Origin of the sequence: Comamonas flocculans (assembly GCF_007954405.1) — a bacterium.
Classification (GTDB): domain Bacteria; phylum Pseudomonadota; class Gammaproteobacteria; order Burkholderiales; family Burkholderiaceae_C; genus Comamonas_C; species Comamonas_C flocculans.
In genome coordinates this window covers 1,929,490-1,950,569 of sequence record NZ_CP042344.1, presented here as the reverse complement: position 1 = coordinate 1,950,569, position 21,080 = coordinate 1,929,490, and the positions used below count along the sequence as shown (strand labels likewise).

Annotated in this window: 23 protein-coding genes; 3 read left to right on the top strand and 20 right to left on the bottom strand. The window is 68.1% G+C overall.

From position 1 onward, the window contains the following. Nucleotides 1-40: 40 nt before the first annotated feature. The 10 genes from FOZ74_RS09460 to gspE all read right to left on the bottom strand — a co-directional run bounded on the left by FOZ74_RS09460 (nt 41) and on the right by gspE (nt 8,710). The gene (locus tag FOZ74_RS09460; RefSeq protein ID WP_146912829.1) at nt 41-781 is read right to left on the bottom strand and encodes a type II secretion system protein N; all 741 of its coding nucleotides are present in this window, start codon (nt 779-781) and stop codon (nt 41-43) included. Further along, entirely contained in the window at nt 763-1,317 is a 555-nt protein-coding gene (gene gspM / locus FOZ74_RS09455) for a type II secretion system protein GspM (RefSeq protein WP_146912828.1), read from the bottom strand. Before gspM ends, FOZ74_RS09460 begins: the two co-directional genes overlap by 19 nt. Next, entirely contained in the window at nt 1,314-2,471 is a 1,158-nt protein-coding gene (locus tag FOZ74_RS09450; protein WP_146912827.1) for a PilN domain-containing protein, read from the bottom strand. Before FOZ74_RS09450 ends, gspM begins: the two co-directional genes overlap by 4 nt. Next, the gene (locus FOZ74_RS09445) at nt 2,426-3,217 is read right to left on the bottom strand and encodes a type II secretion system protein GspK (protein WP_186764568.1); all 792 of its coding nucleotides are present in this window, start codon (nt 3,215-3,217) and stop codon (nt 2,426-2,428) included. Before FOZ74_RS09445 ends, FOZ74_RS09450 begins: the two co-directional genes overlap by 46 nt. Before the next feature lie 51 nt (nt 3,218-3,268). After that, nucleotides 3,269-3,937 carry a prepilin-type N-terminal cleavage/methylation domain-containing protein gene (locus tag FOZ74_RS09440; protein WP_186764567.1) on the bottom strand — a complete coding sequence of 223 codons (669 nt, stop codon included), beginning with the start codon at nt 3,935-3,937 and terminating at the stop codon, nt 3,269-3,271. After that, nucleotides 3,934-4,353, bottom strand: coding sequence for a type II secretion system protein (locus FOZ74_RS16550; protein ID WP_432417481.1), 420 nt, complete (start codon nt 4,351-4,353; stop codon nt 3,934-3,936). The genes FOZ74_RS09440 and FOZ74_RS16550 overlap by 4 nt, the downstream gene beginning before the upstream one ends. Next, the gene (locus tag FOZ74_RS09430; protein ID WP_146912823.1) at nt 4,353-4,844 is read right to left on the bottom strand and encodes a prepilin-type N-terminal cleavage/methylation domain-containing protein; all 492 of its coding nucleotides are present in this window, start codon (nt 4,842-4,844) and stop codon (nt 4,353-4,355) included. Before FOZ74_RS09430 ends, FOZ74_RS16550 begins: the two co-directional genes overlap by 1 nt. Before the next feature lie 202 nt (nt 4,845-5,046). Continuing rightward, a complete protein-coding gene (gene gspG, locus FOZ74_RS09425; RefSeq protein WP_146912822.1) occupies nt 5,047-5,481 on the bottom strand; it encodes a type II secretion system major pseudopilin GspG in 435 nt (144 codons plus the stop codon). Then, complete coding sequence (locus FOZ74_RS09420) at nt 5,465-6,706, bottom strand: type II secretion system F family protein (protein ID WP_146912821.1); 1,242 nt, start codon at nt 6,704-6,706, stop codon at nt 5,465-5,467. Before FOZ74_RS09420 ends, gspG begins: the two co-directional genes overlap by 17 nt. 279 nt (nt 6,707-6,985) lie before the next feature. Then, on the bottom strand, nt 6,986-8,710 hold the full coding sequence (gene gspE, locus FOZ74_RS09415) for a type II secretion system ATPase GspE (RefSeq protein ID WP_146912820.1): 1,725 nt from the start codon (nt 8,708-8,710) through the stop codon (nt 6,986-6,988). 139 nt (nt 8,711-8,849) lie between these two features. Between gspE and FOZ74_RS09410 the strand changes: the two genes are divergently transcribed. Together FOZ74_RS09410 and FOZ74_RS09405 are read left to right on the top strand one after the other, a co-directional pair. Continuing rightward, nucleotides 8,850-9,005 carry a CopG family antitoxin gene (locus tag FOZ74_RS09410; protein ID WP_146912819.1) on the top strand — a complete coding sequence of 52 codons (156 nt, stop codon included), beginning with the start codon at nt 8,850-8,852 and terminating at the stop codon, nt 9,003-9,005. Between the two features lie 83 nt (nt 9,006-9,088). Next, the gene (locus FOZ74_RS09405; protein ID WP_146912818.1) at nt 9,089-10,942 is read left to right on the top strand and encodes a hypothetical protein; all 1,854 of its coding nucleotides are present in this window, start codon (nt 9,089-9,091) and stop codon (nt 10,940-10,942) included. 87 nt (nt 10,943-11,029) lie between these two features. Here the strand turns inward: FOZ74_RS09405 and rfbC are convergent, their stop codons facing one another. From rfbC to FOZ74_RS09370, 7 genes are all read right to left on the bottom strand, one after another. Further along, a complete protein-coding gene (gene rfbC / locus FOZ74_RS09400) occupies nt 11,030-11,614 on the bottom strand; it encodes a dTDP-4-dehydrorhamnose 3,5-epimerase (protein ID WP_146912817.1) in 585 nt (194 codons plus the stop codon). A 108-nt stretch (nt 11,615-11,722) separates the two neighbouring features. Next, nucleotides 11,723-12,634: a glucose-1-phosphate thymidylyltransferase RfbA gene (rfbA, locus tag FOZ74_RS09395; RefSeq protein ID WP_146912816.1), complete on the bottom strand. Its 912-nt coding sequence runs from the start codon at nt 12,632-12,634 to the stop codon at nt 11,723-11,725. Between the two features lie 50 nt (nt 12,635-12,684). Then, nucleotides 12,685-13,080 (bottom strand): type II toxin-antitoxin system VapC family toxin, encoded by a 396-nt coding sequence (locus tag FOZ74_RS09390; RefSeq protein ID WP_146912815.1) that lies wholly within the window; start codon nt 13,078-13,080, stop codon nt 12,685-12,687. Continuing rightward, a complete protein-coding gene (locus FOZ74_RS09385; RefSeq protein WP_146912814.1) occupies nt 13,077-13,316 on the bottom strand; it encodes an AbrB/MazE/SpoVT family DNA-binding domain-containing protein in 240 nt (79 codons plus the stop codon). The genes FOZ74_RS09390 and FOZ74_RS09385 overlap by 4 nt, the downstream gene beginning before the upstream one ends. Nucleotides 13,317-13,343: 27 nt before the next feature. Continuing rightward, nucleotides 13,344-14,234, bottom strand: a complete 891-nt coding sequence (rfbD, locus tag FOZ74_RS09380; protein WP_146912813.1) for a dTDP-4-dehydrorhamnose reductase — start codon at nt 14,232-14,234, stop codon at nt 13,344-13,346. 180 nt (nt 14,235-14,414) lie between these two features. Then, nucleotides 14,415-15,476: a dTDP-glucose 4,6-dehydratase gene (gene rfbB / locus FOZ74_RS09375; RefSeq protein WP_146912812.1), complete on the bottom strand. Its 1,062-nt coding sequence runs from the start codon at nt 15,474-15,476 to the stop codon at nt 14,415-14,417. Between the two features lie 117 nt (nt 15,477-15,593). Then, nucleotides 15,594-16,358: a type III pantothenate kinase gene (locus FOZ74_RS09370; RefSeq protein WP_146912811.1), complete on the bottom strand. Its 765-nt coding sequence runs from the start codon at nt 16,356-16,358 to the stop codon at nt 15,594-15,596. 154 nt (nt 16,359-16,512) lie between these two features. Between FOZ74_RS09370 and lysM the strand changes: the two genes are divergently transcribed. Continuing rightward, the gene (gene lysM, locus FOZ74_RS09365) at nt 16,513-17,001 is read left to right on the top strand and encodes a peptidoglycan-binding protein LysM (protein WP_146912810.1); all 489 of its coding nucleotides are present in this window, start codon (nt 16,513-16,515) and stop codon (nt 16,999-17,001) included. Between the two features lie 60 nt (nt 17,002-17,061). Here lysM and FOZ74_RS09360 read toward each other — a convergent pair whose 3' ends face one another. The 3 genes from FOZ74_RS09360 to glyS all read right to left on the bottom strand — a co-directional run bounded on the left by FOZ74_RS09360 (nt 17,062) and on the right by glyS (nt 21,020). Further along, nucleotides 17,062-17,784 (bottom strand): M48 family metallopeptidase, encoded by a 723-nt coding sequence (locus FOZ74_RS09360; RefSeq protein ID WP_186764566.1) that lies wholly within the window; start codon nt 17,782-17,784, stop codon nt 17,062-17,064. After that, the gene (locus FOZ74_RS09355; protein WP_146912809.1) at nt 17,781-18,566 is read right to left on the bottom strand and encodes a lysophospholipid acyltransferase family protein; all 786 of its coding nucleotides are present in this window, start codon (nt 18,564-18,566) and stop codon (nt 17,781-17,783) included. Before FOZ74_RS09355 ends, FOZ74_RS09360 begins: the two co-directional genes overlap by 4 nt. 294 nt (nt 18,567-18,860) lie before the next feature. Continuing rightward, nucleotides 18,861-21,020 carry a glycine--tRNA ligase subunit beta gene (glyS, locus tag FOZ74_RS09350; protein ID WP_146912808.1) on the bottom strand — a complete coding sequence of 720 codons (2,160 nt, stop codon included), beginning with the start codon at nt 21,018-21,020 and terminating at the stop codon, nt 18,861-18,863. Nucleotides 21,021-21,080: the final 60 nt, after the last annotated feature.

Here is a 21,080-nt window from a genome sequence, read left to right as displayed (position 1 = left end):
GACGAGCGCGGCCGCAAGACCATCCATGGGTATGTTCCGTTCAAGGATTCGGGGCAGGTTTGACAAAGGACTTTGGGCCCGAATAGTGGGGCGGTGCTGAAGGCTTTTGCGCAGGGTCTGCCGCAGCGGCAGCCTCTGCCGACGCCGTGCCCTGCGGCGTGGCTTCCTGGTCTCGGGGTACGGCAGCGGCAGCCGGCGCCGCGCGGGAGTTGCCGGAGCCGCCGGAGGATCGCGAACCGGGCGTCCGGCGCACGCTGGCCGCGGCGGCAGCCTTGTCGGGCACGAGGATGACATGCACCAGCTGCAGCGTGCGTTCCTGCCCGCCGCGCCGCAACGTGATGCTGTCGTCGCCCACGCGCACCAATTTCCAGCCCTTGATGTTTTCATTGACGGACAGACGCTGGTCTTTCCCGTCAACGCGAACAATGGCCCCGCCAGTCGAACCGGATCCGTACAGGCCGTACAGATGCATATCCGTCAAGGTGGCCGCCTGCGTGTCTTCTTTCTGGGGCGGCGGGGGTGGGGGCGGAGGGCGGCGCAAGGGTGAAAACAGGGGCCGCTCCAAGGTTTGCAGCAGCTCGCCGGCTTGCAGCGTGCGCGCAGGAATATGCGTATTCCACTGCGCCGCGTCAAACGCGATGGTTTCTGGAGCTTGCCAGCGCATGTTGCGCAACTCCCCTTGGCGGCCGAACCACATCGACGCCAACACCAGCAGGGCGAACAGCAAGGTCAGAGCCAGCCCCCAGCGCACTGCCCGCCCGTTCACGAGGACTCCTTCCATGCGGAGAGCTCCATCTGAATGCTCAGATTCTGCGGCGCTTCGGCACGGGCAGCCCCCATGACGTTCACTGCCAGGCTATCCACCCATACCGCCGGATGCAAGGCCTGCAAGCCGAGCAGGGCCGCCTGCAAAGCGGGCAAATCGCCTTCAGCCTTGATGCCGACCTGAACGCGCTCCAGGCCCGGAAGCTCTGATTTGCTTTGCATCACCTGGCTGCTACCCACGCGCAGGCCTGCGGCAGAAAGAGCATCCCGGATCTGCTGCTGCATCTCGTTTCCGGCCTGATTGAGTGTCTTGTCTGCCGGATACAGATACGCGCGCAGGCTCGCACTCGCCTGCTGATTGGCGGCTTCGATGGCAGCGCTTGCTTGCACCATCCCCTGCAGGCGGGCATAACGCGGGGCGAGTTGTTCAAGCTGGCTTTGCGCCCAGCGGTGCTTTTCGACGACGTAAGCCGTGCCTGCGACCAGAGGTAAGGCCAACACGACCATCGTGAGCGCAAGGACCCAGCGGTCGCGCGCCTGGCCGCGGCTCACCGCACTTCTCCGTGCACAGGCGTCACAGCCGGCTGCTGGCCGCGACTGGGCACGCCAAAAACCTTGGGGTCAAATCGAAATTCGATCTTGAACATGTCCTTGCCGCTGCCGAAGGGGCGCGTAGCAGGCACCGGCGCGGTCACCTCTTCAATGCCGGGCTCATGCCCCAACGCCTGCATCAATTGCGCGGCATTGCTGGTCTGCCCGTCCAACGAAACCTTGGTACCCTGGATGCGCAACGCCGCAAGGTAAGTATCGTCGCCCAAAAGTGTGGTCAGTACGTTCACGATTCTCGCTGCAGGGGCGCTGGCCCGTTCCAGGTTTTCGACTTGCGCCAACCGATCCATGGCGCCCACGAGGGCCTCACGCGCTGCCACTGCCTGACTCGCGCGGGCATGGAGTTCGTCATATGCACGAACCGCCTCAATCGCCTGCGCGCGCAACTGCAACGTAGGCGTGATGGCGATGCACACGAGCAGAACCAGCAGCAAAACGAGGGCCCCGAGATACAATCCTCTGCCCTTGCGCTGCGCCTCCTGGCGCCGCACCTCACCGTATCCGGGCAGTACGACGTAGCCGGAAGTTTGGTCTTCCAGCGGAGCCCAGACCTCCGGGGCTTTCACAACTTGGTGCTGGATCGGCGCTTGGTCTCGCAGATAGGCGGCAATTTGCTGGCGTGATGTCAGTACGATCCTCGCCCTTTGGCCCGCCGCCGCAGGTTCAAGTACGTACCCCCAACACAAGTCCTGCAGGGAAAACGGGCTGCTCGCGCCGGCTTCGAGTTCCAGCGCGCGTTGCACTTGTGCCGCGTCAAGCGCCGCGGGCAGCGTAAGAGCGCGCTGCAGTACCAGGGTTTGTGGCAGTGCTACGGCAGTCCATTGCGCCTGTCCTCCCGCCCCGCGGCCAGCCGGCATCACCTCGCCGTCGAGTCGTGCGCTCCAGGTCTGGCGCCCTCCGCCGGCGTCAATCAACGTGACCGCGTGCGCCGGGGTAAGCAGCCTGACCCAAGGCCAGCCCGACGCCCTGCGCCATGGGCGGCAGACAGCAAGCCAGAGGGCGCGCCAATCAAGAGACGGGGAACGGATTGCTGCGGAAGTTGGCACCGAATTCACCAAGTTGCGGTTGTCCCATAGCTGCACTGAAGAAAATTCCACGGCGCGGCCTTGGTGCTCTGCCCCAAGAGGACGACATCACAAACGACTGTGTACGGGGATGCGCTGGCGAGCACGGGCCGTGCGATGATACGCAGCGCGGACGAGCCTCCCGAAGTGACGAGCGCGGTATCGAAACCTGACAAATCGCCCGGTCCATGCTCGCGAACTGCAAAAAACCCGTTTGCTGCCGCCTGATTGCCGTGCGTAAGTGCCAGCAACACCGCCGGAGGCGCCGCGTAGGCATTGACCTGGCCATTTCCGCCGGAGTCGACGGTGACGAGCGGCGCGAGTCTAGCATAGGCCTCGTAGTCGATCCCTGGCAGTTGCATCAGGTCTTCAACCGCATCGAAAAGAGCTGGAGTCCCCTGAGGAAGAGCCATGGAACGGCGTGCAACGATGTCGCCCGCAAGCCGGCGCGCGGCCTCCGAGTTCAAATGGGCTCCATGTTCGAGCAAGGCAGCCAGGAGAGCCAGCGGAGCACGGTTCAGGTCTACCCAACCGTTCAGCGGGAGCACCAGCACCTCAAATTCCACGTCTTCGAAATGCACGACGCGGCGTTCCGGCCGGTCGATACGCACTGACTTCATCGCCAGGAGTTGCTGCAAGACCTCGACCATGGCAGCACGCCCCGTCGCCACGCCTTGGGCGCTGTCCTGCATGGCGCTGGCTTGACGTATTTCGCTGCGCGCAAGCCAGACGATGCCGGTGACGGCTATGCTCAGGGCGGCGACGATCCACAGCACCATTACGAGCGCCATCGCCTCCTGCCGTGATCGGCTTTGAACCGCTGCCACCATCTAACGTCCCGGGCCCGTGCTGTACATGCTGGCACGCGCGCCACCGGCAGAGAGCGCGCGCGTCGCGATGACCCACATTGGCCACTGGCCAGCCTCCATGGTATCGACGCGCAAGCTGAGACGTGTGGGCAGATACTGCTGGTATTCGTCCCAGCCAGGCAGCCACTCTGAAGGCGGCATGTCGCCACCGCCGTAGGCGATTTCAAATCGGGAGACGGCGGCGACCAGAATGCGGGACCGCGCGCGAGACCAGTCAGGCCATGTCGTTTCGCCCGCCCAGGGTTGATAGCGCAACATCAGCGCCGGCATACCGCCATCGTCGCGCCCAAGCTCCACACGCATCCAGTAACGTCCTCCAAGGCCGGGGCGCGCCGGCATGATGCCCAGCCACTGCACCATTGCGCTGTCACCATGAAACGCGTATGGCGGCTGTCCCGGCTGCAGCGGCACCATCCGTCGATCGGACAGGCGCCCCAGGATCTGAGCAACAAATGCACGCACAACCTGGCGTTCATCGAGCTCTGCAAAGCGTTGCTCCAGGCGATCTTGCGTGCGTCCCATGGTCTGCATGGTGGATACCAGCCCGAGAGCCAGCAGGGACACAAGCACCAGCACCACCAGCATCTCCACCAGGGTAAAACCGTCCGGCTGTCTGCCCACTCGTTTCACCGTACCCCCCCTGCCAGGGCCAGTGGCGGACGCTGGGCCAAAAGGGTGGAGAGTTCCAGCGAATGCGTTCGGTCGGCCCCCCCCCAGGAAACGACGACCTGCAGCCTTTGCAACGGGACAGCAGAAGGCGTGGTTCGCTCTACTTCTGTCGGGTAGGGCGTTGATCGCACGGACCATTTGTAGGGACCGGACTGCCCGTCTTGCCACCAGCCCTCGGAGGGAAGGTCGGCATTGGCCCAGAGCAAACTCTGCGCAACCGCCAATGCCGACTGCCGCTGCTCGACCGTCGCCGCCGCCTGGGCGCTACCCGCCATCGCTCTATATAGCACGCCAAGAGCAAGGGCCATGATGGAGATGGCCACGAGCAGCTCCAGCAGACTGAATCCCCGTAGACGAGACCGTAAAACAGACGCCATCATGGTGCAATGGCTTCCTTCTCGATGCCGCCCGAAAGCCAATCGATCCTCAGACGCGTCCCTGTTTCGGAAGGCCGCAGCACATCGATGCTCCCGCCAGTAGCCCCACCGCCCGGCAGGAAGCGGATGGAGGCCACAGCATCGCGAGCCAGTTCGCTGTCGGCCACCGTCACCCGCAATCGAAGCGGCTGCGGGAGCTCACGGCCAGGCTCGCCTTCCACGCCATAGGTCCGTTGCGGCAGATCGACGACGAAGCGGGTTTCATGTCCGGTGAGCATGGCTTGGCGGCGGGCATGTCGCAGGTCAACCTGGATAGACAACAAGGCATCCCGATATTGGGCGCTCTCACGCATGCGCTCATAGACACCAGGTATCACCGCAGCCAGCAGGCCCATGATGGCAAAGACGACGAGCAGCTCGACGAGGGTGAAGCCGCGGGCATGGCGGTAGCGGCGCCAGCCCCTCGCCCCGCCCTCTCCCCAAAGGAGCAAGGGAGAAATATTGCACCGCTCCCCTTCTTGCTCCCTCCCCCTTTGGGGGAGGGCCGGGGTGGGGGCCAGCGGCTGGCCCGGGTCCGGCTCCCGCGCACCTCCCCATCGGAGAAGCGCGGCGGTCGCGGCCCACGGCCAGCGCCATGGCCGCTCTTTCCCCCTCTCCCCCCGGGAGAGGGCTGGGGTGAGGGCCGGGGACACGTCAGGGCTGGTTGCGGACGTCGGCGTTCTCGCCTTCGCCGCCGGGCGCGCCGTCGGCGCCGAGCGAGAGGATTTCGAGCTGACCGGCCTTGTTGGTGTAGCGGTAGGCGTTGCCCCAGGGGTCGGTGGGCACGCCGCCCTTGAGGTAGGGGCCGTTCCAGCCGTTGGCGTTGCCGGGCTTGGTGACCAGGGCGGCCAGGCCTTCTTCGGTGCTGGGGTAGCGGCCGACGTCGAGCTTGAAGAGTTCGAGCGACTTGTCGAAGTCGGCGATCTGCACCGCCGCGGTCTTGGACTTGGCGCCGCCGAGCTGGTTGAGCACGCGCGGGCCGACGATGCCGGCGAGCAGCGTGAGGATGGCGAGCACGACGAGCAGCTCGATGAGGGTGAAGCCCCGGGCGCGGCGGCGCGCGGCGGGCAGGTCAGGCAGCGAGGTCATTGATGGACAGGATTCCCAGGAGGATGGAGACGATGATGGCGGCAATCAACACGCCGAGTATCAAGATGAGGAGCGGCTCAAGCAGTACCAGCAAGCGTTTGATGCCGTTTTCGACCTCACGCTCCAGGATGGCGGAGAGCTCCAGCATCATGGCGCCCAGGCGCCCGGTTTCTTCGCCCACTCGGATCAGGTTGATGGCCAATGGTTCAAACAGACCGGTGGAAGTGACGGCCTGCACCATTTTGCCGCCTTCCTTGACGATGGGCGCCACGCGCGCGAGCTGCGGACGCAGCGCGGCGTTGCCCACGGTGTCGGAGGCGATCGCCAGCGCGGTGAGCAGCGGCACGCCGTTGGCCAGCAGGGTGCCCAGCGAGCGCGCATAGAGCGTGAGCTGGTAGCGCAGCGTGAGGCGCCCGAGCAGTGGCAGGCGCAGCAGGCGCGCCTGCCACCATTGGCGGCCCGCGGGCGAGCGCAGCCAGCGCAGCAGCAGCGCGCCGAGCACGAAGACGCCGACGGCGATCTCGATGCCCCAGGCGCGAAAGACGTGGCCCAGGTCCATGACGATGCGCGTGGGCAGGGGCAGCGCGTCGCCCATTTCGGTGAAGAGCTTTTCGAACTGCGGCACGACGAAGCCGAGCATGGCGACGAGCGAGAGCAGGGCCACGGTGAGCAGGATGGCCGGGTAGATGGTGGCCGAGACGATGCTGTCGCGCAGCGCGCGCTGGCGCTGCAGGTGCTCCACCAGGCGGTCGAGCACGGCGGACATCTGGCCGCTGGCCTCGCCCGAGCGCACCATGTTGACGTAGAAGTCGCCGAAGTGCGCGGGGTGCGCGGCCAGGGCGCGCGAGAGCGGCGTGCCGCCCTTGACGGCGTCGAGCACGTCCTGCGCCAGCGCGGCGACGCTGGGCTTGTGCGCCATCTCGACGAGCACGCGCAGCGCGTTGTCCAGCGCCAGTCCGGCGCGCAGCATGATGGCCAGCTCGGAGGTGAGCGCGAGCACGTCGGCGGCGTTGACCGGCCCCTTGCCCTGGCGCTGCCCGGCCAGGCGCAGGCCGCGGGCCGCGGGCACCGGGGGCGCGCCGGCCTGCTGGGCATCGACGATCTCCAGCGGCGTGAGGCCTTGCGCGGTGAGCTGGCGCAGCGCGGCAGCGCTGCTGGCCGCACTGAGCCGCCCCTGGGTCAGTGCGCCGCTGCTGCTGGCCGCGCGCCAGACGAATTCAGGCATGGCGGAAGCGCCCTGATGTTCTGTGAACTTGCAGGAGCGATGAGGGGCCGGGGCGCCACGCGGCGGACAGGGCCCGACACAGGCCGGCGGCCCTCACCCCTGCCCTCTCAGAAGGAGAGGGGGCCAGATGGCGGCCGGATTTGCTCCTCGCCCCTTTGGGGAGAGGCTGGGAGAGGGGCGGCTTCGTGACCGCCGTGGGCCCGGATGCGCCGGCGGCCCTCACCCCTGCCCTCTCCCAGAGGGAGAGGGAGTGAATGCGGGGAGCACCGAAGAGTCTCATCACGCTTCCTGCTGGTCCTGCGTGACGCGCGCGACTTCGTCGAGCGCGGTCACGCCGGCGGCGACCTTGCGCAGGCCGTCTTCGTGCAGGCTGTGCATGCCGGCCTGGCGCGCGAGCTGGTGCAGGCTGTTGGCGTCCTGCCCTTCCAGAATGGCGCGGCGCATGGCTTCGTCCAGCAAGAACAGCTCATGGATGCCGGTGCGCCCGCGGTAGCCGGTCTGGCCGCAGGCGGTGCAGCCCACGGCGCGGTAGATGCTCTGGCCGGGCTGCACGAAGCGGGCGAGGCCCGTGCGCTGCAGCAGCGCCTGGTCGGGCTGGTAGGCTTGGCGGCACTGCGCGCACAGCGTGCGCACCAGGCGCTGGGCCAGCACGCCGTTGACCGAGGAGGTGATGAGATAGCTTTCCACGCCCATGTCCTGCATGCGCGTGATGGCGCCGGCGGCGGTGTTGGTGTGCAAGGTCGACAGCACCAGGTGGCCGGTGAGCGCGGACTGCACGGCGATCTGCGCGGTCTCGCCGTCGCGCATTTCGCCGATCATGATGATGTCCGGGTCCTGGCGCAGGATGGAGCGCAGCGCGTTGGCGAAGGTGAGGTCGATCTGCGGGTGCACCTGGATCTGGTTGATGCCTTCGAGCTGGTATTCGACCGGGTCCTCGACGGTGATGATCTTGTTGGCCTGGGCGTCGATGCTGGCCAGCGCCGCGTACAACGTGGTGGTCTTGCCCGAGCCCGTCGGCCCGGTGGCCAGCAGGATGCCGTGCGGGCGCGCAAGCAGTTCGCGAAAGCGCGCCAGCGTGTCGGGCTCGAATCCCATGGTGGCCAGGTCCAGCCTGACGCTGGCGCGGTCGAGCACGCGCAGCACGATGCTCTCGCCATAGACCGTGGGCACGGTGGAGACGCGCAAATCGAGTTCGTGGCCCTTGACGCGGGTCTTGATGCGGCCGTCCTGCGGCAGGCGGCGCTCGGCGATGTCGAGGTGCGCGAGCAGCTTGACGCGCGAGCCCACGGCGGCAGCCAGGCGCGCGGGCACGAGCTCGCCCTGGTGGATCACGCCATCGACGCGGTAGCGCACGTGCAGGCCGTCGTCAAAGGGTTCGAGGTGGATGTCGGAGGCGCGCAGCTCGATGACGCGGGCAATGATGGCGTTGACCAGGCGGATGACAGGCGCTTCGCTGGCCAGGTCCTTCAGGTGCTCGATGAAGTCGCCGCCGTCCAGGTCGTCGTAGAGGTCGTCCTGCGCGGCTTCGTCCTCGGCCTCGGGCTCGGCCAGGGCCTTGGCGATGTCGACTTCGAGCGCCAGTGCCGGATGGATGCTGCGCCCGGTGACCAGGTGCAGCGCCTTGAGCACGAAGGCGTCCTGCGGCACGGCCATGGCCACGTGCAGCGCGTCGCCCTCCAGCGCCAGCGGGCAGACGGCGTGGGCGCGCAGGAATTCGGGCAGCAGGCCCTCGACCTCGGGCAGCAAGTCGGGAAAGTCGTCACCAGCGACCAGCGGCACGCCAAGCTGGGGCGCGAGGGTGCGCGCGATGTCGAGCTCCGACACCAGCCCCAGGCGCGCGATGACCGAGCCGAGCAGACCGCCGAGCTCCTGCTGCACCGTGAGGGCGCGCTCCAGGTCGCGCTCGGTGAGCTTGCCGGCCTGCACCAGCAGCTGGCCCAGGCGCGGGCGCGGCTCGGCGGTGGCCGTGGATGGGGTGGAGTCGGTCAGTGGGGAAGTTGCCATGGGCAGCCGGGGGGCGCAGCGCGTGCACGGGCGCGAAGGCTCAGGAGTTTAAGGCAAGGCTGAAAAAGCCCCGTGCTCGGGCCAGGCCCTCAGGGCCCGCTACATGCACGCGACGGAGGCAAGCCATCAATTCAAACCCATGCGATCCGAGGTGGCAAGGAATGAAGCCACGCTGAACGTGCGCCTGCCTGCCGCCCTGATGGCTGCAGTGCGCGCGAAGGCAAAGACGCAGGACATCGCTTGCGCCCGTCAGGTGCGCATGGTGCAGGAGGCGGATTTGCAGCCAGTCCAGTGAATGGGTACGACGCCGGCCATCCTGGCACAAGGAGCAAGGCGCCATGCCCGATACTTGCGCGTTCGCTTTACTCACCCCTCGCCATGCCGCTGCCCCGCCACAGCCTGCCCCGCGTTTTGCTGGTGCTGTTCGCTATCCTGATGCTGGTGCTTCTGGGGCTGCGACTGGATCTGCGCCCGCTGGTGGGCGAGGGCGCGCGCGGCGCGATGCTGCTGGCGCCGATGGTGGGGGTGGTGGATACCTGCATCGCCACGCCCGACGAGGCGGCGGGCCAGGGCAGTTTGCAAAAAGCCTGCACGGGCGACAAGGGCTCGGCGGCAGCGTTGGTGGAGGCGACGCTCAAGCAACTGCAGCCCGCCGCGCCGCCCGAGGGCGAGGGCTACCCGCTGGGCTACACGCTGCCGGTGCCGCTGCTGCAACTGTTCAAGGCACAGGGGAGCGACTGGGTGATCGACGAGGAGCGCGTGCAGCGCGTGGCGCGGACGGTGCACGAGAGCGCGCGGCCGCTGATCCTGTATCTTTTTGCCACGCATTTTTCAGCGCATGCACCGATAGAGCCTGTGCTGGCGCGCGATGCAGCCAACCTGGCGCAGACGCGCGACGGGCCGTTGCCGGTGGACAGCTACCACGGCGACGCGCTCTACCCCTGGAGCGTGGCGCGCACGGACAACACGATCACGCAGCGACGCGTGCAGGCGGCACGGGCCTTGCTTGGCGCGCTGTGCGAGCTGCCCGAGAGCGACCTTGCGAAGATCCGCGGGGTGACGCTGCTGGGCGAGTTGCAGCAGATGTTTGCGCACTTCGAGACCGGCATGGGCTTTGAACTGCCTTACCGCGTGAGCGACTACAGCGAGGTGTCGGTGAGCGGGTTTCGGGCGTATCTGAAGGCGCAGTTTGGCGACCTGGCGCGACTGAATGCAGCGGTGGGCGCGAACTACGCCAGCTTTGACGAGGTGCTGCCGCCGTCGCGCGACATTCGCAGCGAGCCGCTTGCGCGCTACACGGAGCACATGGATTCGTGGGCGCACGGCATTTTGCCGATCTCGGGCTGGGCCTGGGTGCCCGGGCGCACGAACCTGTGGGTGCAGGTGTACCGCAATGGCGGCCTGATCGGCCGCGTGAAGGTCAACCAGGGCCGCCAGGACGTGCTGCAGGCCAGACCCGAATTCGGTACCGCCGACGTGGGGTGGCGGCTGGACATGGACTTTCGCGCGCTGCCCGCGGGGCTGTATCGCATCGGCGCGATGCTGGAGCTGGCGCCGGGCCGCCTGGTGCCGCTGGGCGAGCGCGAGATCGCGATCATGGACGAGCGCCAGCAGACCCCGCAGCCGCAACCGCAGTCCATGCAGCCCCTGCCCGGGCCAGTGGCAGCGCCCGAAGGTATGCAGGCGCACGTGGACATGCCCGCGCAATTGCAGTCGTACTACTACAACCCGCTGGCGCCGCACTGGCTGGCATTTCGCCGCTTGCAGGTGGCGCGCTATCTGCAATATTTCGACGGGGTGGTGGCCGATTCGTGCCTGAAGCAGACGCCGCGCTACACGCACCAGATCCTGCCGCAGGTCAACCCCGGCTGGGACGAGAACAAGTTCGCCGTGGGCAACACGCTGCGCACGCAGGGCGATCTGCGCCTGGGCGTGAGCCTGTACGGCAACGCGACGCATGACGCCGACCTGGCCAAGTGGCTGGGCAGCAGCGGCCAGCATGCGTACGGCATTACCGAGTTTCATCCGCTCAGGGCGATGGATGCGGCAGAGCTCAGGCAGACGCTGGCACTGCACGCGCGCCGGGGGGCGAAGTTTCTTTCGTTCTTCCTGGAGCCAACGTGGCAGGGGCAGCGGGTGGAGCGCGCGCACAACGCGTTTTCCTTTGATCCGCAGAATGCGCAGTTTGGCTCGGCGCCGCTTTATCGGGCGATGCAGGAGGTGTTGCAGTGACTTGCTCCTTCCCTCTTTGGGCGAAGGCGGGGTGGAGGTCTGCGGGGCAGCGAGAAAGCGGGACCTGGGTGCGAGCGCCGCTGGCCCCTACCCCTGCCCTCCCCCACAGGGGGAGGGAGTGAACGCAGGGAGCTCGGCCTGGGCGAAAGGCTGGCCCTGCGCGTCCTTGGGGGAGAGCTGTGGCGCACTGCCCACGTCGGGCCAGGCGATGGCGAGGCGCGCGTCGTTCCAGAGGATGCAGCGCTCGGCCTGCGGCGCGTAGTAGGCAGTGGTCTTGTAGAGGAAATCGGCGCTCTCGCTGAGCACCACGAAGCCGTGCGCCAGGCCCGGGGGGATCCAGAGCTGGTGCTGGTTGTCTTCGGACAGCTCCACGCCCACCCACTGCCCGAAGGTGGGCGAGCCGCGGCGGATGTCGACGGCCACGTCCCATACGCGCCCGCGCGCGACGCGCACCAGCTTGCCTTGCGCGTGCGGCGGCATCTGGTAGTGCAGGCCGCGCAGCACGCCGCGGGCCGAGCGGCTGTGGTTGTCCTGCACGAACTGGAAGTCGGTTCCGGTAGCCTCGTTGAAGGCCTGCTGGTTGAAGCTTTCAAAAAAGAAGCCGCGCGCGTCGCCGAAGATGCGCGGTTCGATCAGGAGGACGTCGGGAATGGCGGTGGGGGTGGCTTGCATGAGGCTTTCACGATGCTGGACTTTGACTCCTTCCCCCTTTGGGGGAAGGTGGGGATGGGGGCATCAGGCAGGACAACAACCGCCCGCTTGAGCCGGCGCCGCTGGCCCCTACCCCTGCCCTCCTCCAGCGGGGGAGGGAGCCGATGCGCCATACAGCCCACGCAGATACTGCCCATAGCCGTTCTTGAGCAGTGGCTGGGCCAGTGCTTCAAGCTGGGCCGAGTCGATCCAGCGCTGGCGCCAGGCGATTTCCTCGGGGCAGGCGACCTTCAGACCCTGGCGGCGTTCGATGGTGGCGATGAACTGGCTGGCTTCGAGCAGGCTTTCGTGCGTGCCGGTATCAAGCCAGGCGTAGCCGCGGCCCATGGGCTGCACGCTCAGTTGCCCCTGGTCGAGGTAGAGGCGGTTGAGGTCGGTGATTTCCAGTTCGCCGCGCGCCGAGGGCTTGAGGCTTTTGGCCAGGTCAACGACCTGCGCGTCGTAGAAGTACAGGCCGGTGACGGCGTAGTTGGATTTGGGCGCCGCGGGTTTTTCCTCGATCGAGAGCACGCGGCCGGCGGCGTCGAACTCGGCCACGCCGTAGCGCTCGGGGTCTTGCACGTGGTAGGCAAAGACGGTCGCGCCTTGCGCCGACGCGGCGGCGCGCGTGAGCAGCGGCTGCAGGTCGTGGCCGTGGAAGATGTTGTCGCCCAGCACCAGGGTGCTCGGCGCGCCCGCCAGGAAGGCCTCGCCGATCAGGAAGGCCTGCGCCAGCCCGTCCGGGCTTTCCTGCACGGCGTAGTGCAGCGACAGCCCCCACTGGCTGCCGTCGCCCAGCAGTTGCGCGAAGCGCGGCGTGTCCTGGGGGGTGCTGATGATGAGGATCTCGCGGATGCCCGCGAGCATCAGGGTGCTGAGCGGGTAGTAGATCATGGGCTTGTCGTACACCGGCAGCAGCTGCTTGCTGATGGCCAGCGTCGCCGGGTGCAGGCGGGTGCCGGAGCCGCCGGCGAGGATGATGCCTTTGCGTGGTGAAGTCATGGGCGTGAGGGAAGAAGGAAGCAGGTGCCGGGCGGGCCAATGCGGTGCGGTCAGGCAAGCAGGCTCATGCCGGCATGGCGCGTGGCCTTTACGTCGAAGCTCACGGTGCGCGCACAGCCCGCCGATGCGGCGGCGCAAGCAATCAGGCAGTCCGGAAAGTCTGCCTTGCCGCCGGCGAAGGCGCGCAGCGCCCGCAGCACCGTGTCGGCATTCTCGACAACGATCTGGCGCGATTGCACCAGCAGTTGCAGTGCCTGCTGGAACTGCCCGGCCCCGAGCGCGTAGCAAGAGCTCAGCACCCAGTACAGCTCGGCGATCACGACCATGCCGACAAAACCTGGATTGGCGCTGTCCAGCGACTCGATCAGCGCGGTGGCCTTGGCGGACTGCGCCGCATCGTCCTGCATGATGTAGCGCACCAGGACGTTGGTATCGAGGCCGATCACGAAGCTGCCCCGCGCCGGGCGATGGCGGCATTCATTTCTTCGATCGATACCGGCTTGCGCACGGGCCCGAACAAGCCCTTGAGCTCACTCACATCGCGGTGGGCGGCAACGAATTCGTAGCGCCCGGGGGCCACGAGGACGAATTCCACGCGATCGCCGGTCGTGACCTGCAGAGCTTCGCGCACGCTCGCGGGAATGGTGATCTGGCCTTTGGAAGTGAGCGTCGCGGCGGTCATGGCGATTCCTTACTTATGAGTAAGGGATTATAGGATCTCGGCCAACATGCGCGCCACGCCCTGCTCCCAGGGCGGCAGAGTCAAGCCGAAGGTGGTGCGCAGCTTGGCGGTATCGAGCCGCGAGTTGGACGGACGCCGCGCCGGCGTGGGATAGGCGCTGGTGGGCACGGGGGCGACCTCGTTTGCTTTGATTTGAATAGCTGGTTGCGCTTGCCTGGCTTGCGAAATCACGTATTTTGCGTATGAAAACCAGTTGGTCTCGCCGCCGGCCACGCAGTGGTACAGGCCGCCATGCTCGGGGTGGGTTTGCAGGTGGCGCACGGCGTGGGCGGTGACGTCGGCCAGCAGTTCGGCGCCGGTGGGCGCGCCCCACTGGTCGTCGATGACGGTGAGACGCTCGCGCTCGCGGGCCAGGCGCAGCATGGTCCTGGCGAAGTTGCCGCCGCGCGCGCCATAGACCCAGCTGGTGCGCAGGATCAGGTGGCGGCAGCCCGACTGCTGGATCAGCTGCTCGCCCTCCCATTTGGTCGCGCCATAGACGCAGAGCGGCGCGGGCGCGTCGGCCTCCAGCCAAGGCCGCGTGCCGCTGCCGTCGAAGACGTAGTCGCTGCTGTAGTGCACCAGCCAGGCACCCAGGCGCGCGGCTTCCTTGGCGAGCACGCCGGGGGCGGTGGCGTTGAGCAGGCGGGCGCGCTCGGGCTCGCTCTCGGCCAAATCCACGGCGGTGTGGGCGGCGGCGTTGACGATGAGCCCAGGGCGCAGGGCGCGCACGGTGGCCGCGACGGCGTCCGGCCGGGCAAAGTCGCCGCAGTAGTCCGTGCTATCGTGGCTCAGCGCAGCGACCCGGCCCAACGGCGCCAGGCTGCGTTGCAGCTCCCAGCCGAGCTGGCCGTTGCGGCCGAAGAGCAGGATGTTCATGGGCGTGCGGATCTGGCCTCTTCCCCCGCTGGGGGAAGGCAGGGACGGGGGCGGCGCGCGCATGCGCCAATGCGTGTTTTCCGTGCGGCCGCTGGCCCCCACCCCTGCCCTCCCCCAGAGGGGGAGGGAGCATGAGCCTGACCTCCCTCAGAGGGGGAGGGAGCATGAAATGGCGCCCCTTCAACCCGCATAGTGTTTGGCCACCCACTCGCGGTAGGCGCCGCTTTGCACCTGCGCGATCCATTCGGGGTGGTCGAGGTACCACTGCACGGTCTTGCGGATGCCGGTGTCAAAGGTTTCGGCGGGGGTCCAGTCCAGCTCGCGCGCGATCTTGCCGGCGTCGATGGCGTAGCGGCGGTCGTGGCCGGGGCGGTCGGTGACGTGGGTGATCTGGCTGGCGTAGCCCACGCCATCGGCACGCGGGCGCTGCTCGTCCAGCAGCGCGCAGATGCTGCGCACGATGGCGATGTTGGTCTTTTCGTTGTGCCCGCCGATGTTGTAGATCTCGCCGGGGCGCCCGGCTTGCAGCACGCGGCGGATGGCGGCGCAGTGGTCGCTGACGTAGAGCCAGTCGCGCACCTGCAGGCCGTCGCCGTAGATCGGCAGGGGCTTGCCCGCCAGGGCGTTGAGGATGACCAGCGGGATGAGCTTTTCAGGAAACTGCAGCGGGCCGTAGTTGTTGCTGCAGTTCGTCGTCAAGACCGGCAGGCCCCAGGTGTGGTGCCAGGCGCGCACCAGGTGGTCGCTCGCGGCCTTGCTGGCCGAGTAGGGGCTGTTGGGCGCGACATGGGTGGTTTCGCTGAAGGCCGGGTCGGTGGGCGAGAGCGTGCCGTAGACCTCGTCGGTGGACACGTGCAGGAAGCGAAACGCTTCCTTTTGCATGGCTGGCAGCGCGCTCCAGTATTGGCGTGCGGCCTCCAAAAGCCTGAAAGTCCCGACGACGTTGGTCTGGATGAAATCCTCGGGGCCGTGGATGGAGCGGTCCACATGGCTTTCGGCCGCGAAGTGCACGATGGCGCGCGGCTGGTGTTCGGCCAGCAGGCGATCGAGCAGGGCGCGATCCAGGACGTCGCCCTGCACAAAGACGTGGCGCGCGTCGTCCGCGAGGCTGGCCAGGTTGTGCCGGTTGCCCGCGTAGGTGAGCTTGTCGAGGTTGACCACGCCCTCGCTGCCTGGCTGCGCCAGCCAGTCGAGCACGAAATTGGCGCCGATGAAGCCGGCGCCGCCGGTAACGAGAATCATGGGGAAGGAGACAAGCGCGTTGGGAGGCTGGGAATTATCCCATTGCACCAGTCAGCGCCCTGCCCTCACGCCCTGGACGCATCCGCTCCTTCCCCCGCCGGGGGAAGGAGAACAACCTCAAGCAAAGCGCCGGGCGGCGATCTCCAGCAGGCCGTCGAAGATGAGGTTCTCGACGAGCTCGAAGGGCCGCGTCATGCTGGGCATCATCTTCCAGCCCGCGCCGCCGGTCATGAGGCAGGCCGGCTCCTGACCGGTATGCGCGCGCAAGTGCTGCCACATGCGCTCGACCGCGCCGGCGATGGCGTAGGTGCCGCCGCTGGTCAGCGCGTCGCTGGTGTTGGTGGGAAAGAGCTGCACCTCGCCCGTGGGCACGCTCAGGCCGGCGGTGCCGCTTTCCAGCGCGCGCAGCATGATGCCGTGGCCGGGCAGGATCAGCCCGCCGAGAAAACGCCCCTCGGCGTCGATGGCTTCCACCGTGACCGCGGTGCCCACCATGACCAGGACGATGGGGCGCGGCGCCCCCTGCGCCAGCATGTGGTGGCGCGCGCCGACCATGGCCACCCAGCGGTCCGCACCCAGGCGCTCGGGGCGCTCGTAGCCGTTGACGAGGCCGGCTTCTTCGGCGCCGGGCACGACCCAGTGCGGCGTGAGTTCCCAGGCGTCCATCTGTTCTTCGATCAGGCGCTTGACCGCATCGCCCGCGACCACGCAGCCGAGCATGGAAGTGGGTTCGGGCAGCTGCGACCAGGCGCCGTCGGCCAGGCGCTGCACATGGTCGAGGAATTCCACCCCATGCGCCTGGGCCGTCGCCCCCGGACGGGGGGCGTCGTAGAGTGCCCATTTCAGACGCGTGTTGCCCACGTCGATCGCGAGAAAGCCCATGGGCGCGGATTATGGCAAGGCCGGTGCCCGGCGCACACCGGGAGCGCCGATTGCAGAGGACAAATGTCAATCATCGTCCGGCCGCCGCCGCTCGGGGCGAGCGCGGCGTGCACGAGGGTTATATTGAACAGGTAGCAACGACAGGAGGTAGCACATGGGTTTGTTCAGTTTCATCAAGGAAGCCGGCGAGAAGCTTTTCGGCGGCAGCGCCGCGCACGCCGCCGAGACGGCAGCGCCCACCCAGGCCGATCTGGACCAGCGCGCGGGCCAGGCGATCGAAGCCTATATCGCCACGCAGAACCTGGGCGTGAGCGACGTGAAGGTGGCCTTCGCCGGCCCCGAGGGCAAGGTGACGGTGAGCGGCACCGCCCCGACCCAGGCGGTGAAGGAAAAGGTCACGCTGTGCTGCGGCAACGTGGCCAGCGTCACCAGCGTGGACAACCAGATGGTGGTGACCACGCCCGAGCCCGAGGCGCAGTACCACGACGTGGTGCGCGGCGACACGCTCAGCGCGATTGCCAAGAAGTTCTATGGCGACGCCAACAAGTACCCGGTGATCTTCGAAGCCAACAAGCCCATGCTCACGCACCCGGACAAGATCTACCCGGGGCAGAAGCTGCGCATTCCGCCGCTGAAGCAATAGACGCTTGCCTGGTGGGGAAGGCCGCTGGCGCGCACCGCGCGTCGGCGGCTTTTTTGTGGCTCAGTCCCAGAGCGGCGTGCAAACACCGCGCAGCTCGCGGCGCAGCTGCCGGTGCTGCGGCACGAGCTGTTCGACGATGGCCCAGAAGCGCAGGCTGTGGTTCATCTCGCGCAGGTGGGCAAGCTCATGCACCACCACGTAGTCGATCAGCTCGGGGCGCAGGTGCATGAGGCGCCAGTTCAGGCGAATGCTGCCCTGGGCGCTGGCGCTGCCCCAGCGCGTGGCGGCGCTGGTGAGCAGCACGCGCGCGGGCTGCACCTGCAGGCGCGGAGCAAACCGCTGCACCTGCTGCGCGAAGTGCGCGCGCGCCTCGCGCTGGAACCAGGCGAGCACGCGGGTGCGCAAGGCCGAAGCCGGGCTGTCTGGCGGCAGGCCGGTGTGCAGTTGCTCGCCCGAGAGCAGGGGTGCGCGGCGCAAGCCGTCGCAGCGCAGCGTGAGCACGCCGCCCTGCCAGGGCAGTTGCCCGCCGTCGGCCCAGACGATGCGTGCGGCCTGCTGGCGCCGGGCGTGTTCTTGCATCTGATGCAGCTTGCGCAGAACCCAGACGGCCTTGTCCTGCAGCGCCGCCTCGATGGTGCCCACCGTGGTCCAGGCAGGAGCGCGCACCACCAGACCCCGCTCCCCCACGGTCAAGCCGATGCTGCGCCGACGCGCGCGCTGCAATTCGTAGGTGACGGCGCTGCCGGCGAGCAGCACCTGGCGCTGGCTCGGGCGCTCTTTCACGGGCCGGCGGGCGCCTGGGCGGGTGCCGGGGCGGGCGCGGCGGCCGGGGCGTAGGCTTGGGGGTCCAGGCGGCGCATTTCCGCCTCGATCCAGGCCTGCACCTCGGCCATCAGTTCGTCGGCCTTGCGCCCGCTGCTGGCGATCGGCGCGCCGATCGAGACTTCGACCAGGCCGGGGCGCTTGATGAAGCCGCTCTTGGGCCAGACCCGCCCCGAGGTGACGGCCACCGGCACCACGGGCACGCCCGCCTCGATCGCCAGGCGCGCGCCGCTGACCATGTACTTGCCCGCCTGCCCGCGCGGCGTGCGCGTGCCCTCGGGGAACATCACCACCCAGATGCCCTGATCCAGCAGGCGCTTGCCCTGCTTGATCACGCGCACGAAGGCGCGCGTGGGGCTGCCGCGGTCGATGTGGATCATGTCCATGCAGGCCATGGACCAGCCGAAGAAGGGGACGTGCAGCAGCTCGCGCTTGAATACATAGGCCACGCGCCGCGGCAGGATGGCGGGCATCATGAAGGTCTCGTAGGCCGACTGGTGCTTGACCAGCAGCACCACGCCCTGCGCAGGGTCGGTGGGCAGGTGCTCCAGGCCCGTGACGCGCCGGCGGATGCCCAGCAGCGGGCGCGCGCTGTCGGCCGCCAGCGCCAGCCAGGCGCGCGCGGGGCGGTAGGCACCCTGGGGACCGCCGCCGAAGGCGCGCACGAGCAGCACGGCGAGCGTGTACGGGACGACCGTGACGGCGAGCCACAGCATGTAGAGGATGGAGCGGATCAGGGCCATGGGGATGTTTGTGGTGGATGCAGGCGCCGCTGGCCCTCACCCCCGCCCTCTCCCGGGGGGAGAAGGTGTGGGGGCTGCTCCTTCCCCCTTTGGGGCTGAGGGCTGCGGCACCATCCGCGCCTGCGCGCAGATGGACAGCCCGAAGAGCGGCGGCGTCTCGCCGCCAGCACCGAGGCAGGGATGGGGACCGCGCCCGTGCGTTTTCTCAGCCGCAGCCGGCCCCCACCCCCGCCCTCCCCCAGTGGGGGAGGGAGTCAAACCGGGGTGCGGTATTTCAACCATCAACCCCCCGCCTCACGCCGCCAGCCTCGAAAGATCGGCCACGCGGTTCATCGCGTCGTGCAGGCCTTGCAGCAGGCCCAGGCGGTTGGCGCGCAGGTCGGCCTCTTCGGCGTTGACCATCACGTGCTCGAAGAAGGCATCGACCGGCGCGCGCAGCGCGGCCAGGGTCTGGAGGCTGGCGGTGTAGTCGCCCCGCTCGAACTGGGCGCCCGCCTGGGGGGCGATGGCTTGCAGTGCGCCGTAGAGGTCTTTTTCCGCCGCCTCGACGAGCAGCGCGGGGTTGACCGTGGGCTCTACCCCGCCCGCCTTCTTCAGGAGGTTGGCCACACGCTTGTTGGCCGCCGCCAGCGCCGGGGCCTCGGGCAGCGCGGCGAAGGCGCGCACGGCATCCAGGCGCGGCGCCACCTGCGCCAGCAGCGCCGGGCGCAGCGAGAGCACCGCGTCCACCTCTTGCGCGCCGTAGCCCTGCTCGCGCAGGCTGCCCGCGAGGCGCTCGTAGATGAAGCCGGAAAGCATTTCTGAAATATCAGTGATTTTGGCCCCAAACGCAGGCTGGGCGTGCGCGAGCAGCTCCGGTAAAGAGAGCGGAAGGTTCTTCTCGACCAGCATGCGGATCACGCCCAGCGCATGGCGGCGCAGCGCAAAGGGGTCGCGGTCGCCCGTGGGCGGGTTGCCGGTGCCGAACATGCCGACCAGGGTTTCGAGCTTGTCGGCCAGCGCCACGACCACGCCGACGGTCTCGCGCGGCAGGCCGTCGCCGGCAAAGCGCGGCTTGTAGTGGTCTTCGATGGCGTGCGCCACTTCGTCGGGCAGACCGTCGTTGATCGCGTAGTAGGCGCCCATGACGCCCTGCAGCTCGGGGAATTCGCCGACCATGTCGGTCACCAGGTCGGTCTTGGCCAGCAGCGCGGCGTTGTCGATGCAGGTGAGCAGCCAGTCCTCGGCGATCTCACCCTCGGGCGTCTGCAACAGCGCGTTGGCGCGCGTCAGATGCGCAAAGAGCTGGCTGCCTATGGCTTTGGCGATGGCGCGCACGCGCTCGACGCGCTCGCCCTGGGTGCCAAGCTGGTGGTGGTAGACCACCTTGGCCAGTTGCGGCACGCGGCTGGCCAGGGTTTTCCTGCGGTCCTGGTCGAAGAAGAATTTGGCGTCCGCCAGGCGCGGGCGCACCACGCGCTCGTTGCCCTCGATGACGGCGCTGGCATCCTGCGGGCGGATGTTGCTCACGACAAGGAAGCGATGGGTCAGCTTGCCTGCGCCGTCGAGCAAAGGGAAATATTTCTGGTTGGCCTTCATGGTGAGGATGAGGCACTCTTGCGGCACCGCGAGGTACTCGGCATCGAACTGGCAGGTGAGCACGTTGGGGCGCTCCACCAGCGCGGTGACCTCGTCGAGCAGCGCCGCATCCTCGATCGCGTGCGCGCCGCCGCCCACGGCCTGGGCCGCAGCGGCGAGCTGGCGCTGGATTTCAGCGCGGCGCTCGGCGAAGCTGGCGATCACCGCGCCTTCGTCCAGCAACTGGCGCGCGTAGCTGTCGGCGTCGCGAAGGGCGATCGGGTCTTGCGCCGCCTCGAAGCGGTGGCCGTGCGTAAGCCGCCCGGCCGCCAGGCCCAACGCGCTGACGGCGACGACCTCGGCGCCATGCAGCGCGACCAGGCCGTGCGCCGGGCGCACGAAGTGCACGCTGCTCCAGCCGTCCTCAAGCTGGTAGCGCATGACCTTGGGAATCGGCAGCCTGGCGATCGCCTCGTCGAGCGCCTTCTGCAGGCCCTCGGCCAGCGCCGCGCCGTGCACCGTGCTGTGCAGGTGCAACACCTCGGCCTTGCCGTCGTGCACGCGTTCGAGATGTGCCACGGCCGACGCATCGGCACCCAGCGCCGCGAGTTTCTTGAGCAGCGCGGGCGTGGCCTGGCCATCGGCGCTCAGGCCCACGGAAACCGGCATGAGCTTGTGCGACACCGCCTGGTCCTGGGCCTGCGCGCGCACCTCGTTCACGTGCACCGCGAGGCGCCGGGGCGTGGCATAGGCCGTGGACCGCGCGGCGGCGCCGGTGAGCCCCTGCGCCTTGAGTTGCGCAAACAGCACGTCGGCGAATGCATCGCCCAACTGGCGCAGCGCCTTGGGGGGCAGCTCCTCGACGAAGAGTTCAACAAGCAAGGGGGCGGTGTTCATATCTGTCGGTTTTGGTATGGCCCCTTCCCCCTCTGGGGGAAGGCGGGGATGGGGGCCGCG

What these genes read in the sequence shown, in the direction of transcription:
- lysM (WP_146912810.1), top strand. Translation starts at nt 16,513, where the DNA reads ATGGGTTTGTTCAGTTTCATCAAGGAAGCCGGCGAGAAGCTTTTCGGC.
- rfbD (WP_146912813.1), bottom strand. Translation starts at nt 14,234, where the DNA reads ATGAACATCCTGCTCTTCGGCCGCAACGGCCAGCTCGGCTGGGAGCTG.
- gspE (WP_146912820.1), bottom strand. Translation starts at nt 8,710, where the DNA reads ATGGCAACTTCCCCACTGACCGACTCCACCCCATCCACGGCCACCGCC.
- rfbB (WP_146912812.1), bottom strand. Translation starts at nt 15,476, where the DNA reads ATGATTCTCGTTACCGGCGGCGCCGGCTTCATCGGCGCCAATTTCGTG.
- rfbC (WP_146912817.1), bottom strand. Translation starts at nt 11,614, where the DNA reads ATGCAAGCCACCCCCACCGCCATTCCCGACGTCCTCCTGATCGAACCG.
- FOZ74_RS09410 (WP_146912819.1), top strand. Translation starts at nt 8,850, where the DNA reads ATGCGATCCGAGGTGGCAAGGAATGAAGCCACGCTGAACGTGCGCCTG.
- rfbA (WP_146912816.1), bottom strand. Translation starts at nt 12,634, where the DNA reads ATGACTTCACCACGCAAAGGCATCATCCTCGCCGGCGGCTCCGGCACC.
- FOZ74_RS09355 (WP_146912809.1), bottom strand. Translation starts at nt 18,566, where the DNA reads ATGGCCCTGATCCGCTCCATCCTCTACATGCTGTGGCTCGCCGTCACG.
- FOZ74_RS09405 (WP_146912818.1), top strand. Translation starts at nt 9,089, where the DNA reads ATGCCGCTGCCCCGCCACAGCCTGCCCCGCGTTTTGCTGGTGCTGTTC.
- FOZ74_RS09460 (WP_146912829.1), bottom strand. Translation starts at nt 781, where the DNA reads ATGGAAGGAGTCCTCGTGAACGGGCGGGCAGTGCGCTGGGGGCTGGCT.
- FOZ74_RS09445 (WP_186764568.1), bottom strand. Translation starts at nt 3,217, where the DNA reads ATGGTGCTGTGGATCGTCGCCGCCCTGAGCATAGCCGTCACCGGCATC.
- gspG (WP_146912822.1), bottom strand. Translation starts at nt 5,481, where the DNA reads ATGACCTCGCTGCCTGACCTGCCCGCCGCGCGCCGCCGCGCCCGGGGC.
- glyS (WP_146912808.1), bottom strand. Translation starts at nt 21,020, where the DNA reads ATGAACACCGCCCCCTTGCTTGTTGAACTCTTCGTCGAGGAGCTGCCC.
- FOZ74_RS09420 (WP_146912821.1), bottom strand. Translation starts at nt 6,706, where the DNA reads ATGCCTGAATTCGTCTGGCGCGCGGCCAGCAGCAGCGGCGCACTGACC.
- FOZ74_RS16550 (WP_432417481.1), bottom strand. Translation starts at nt 4,353, where the DNA reads ATGGCGTCTGTTTTACGGTCTCGTCTACGGGGATTCAGTCTGCTGGAG.
- FOZ74_RS09385 (WP_146912814.1), bottom strand. Translation starts at nt 13,316, where the DNA reads ATGACCGCCGCGACGCTCACTTCCAAAGGCCAGATCACCATTCCCGCG.
- FOZ74_RS09370 (WP_146912811.1), bottom strand. Translation starts at nt 16,358, where the DNA reads ATGGGCTTTCTCGCGATCGACGTGGGCAACACGCGTCTGAAATGGGCA.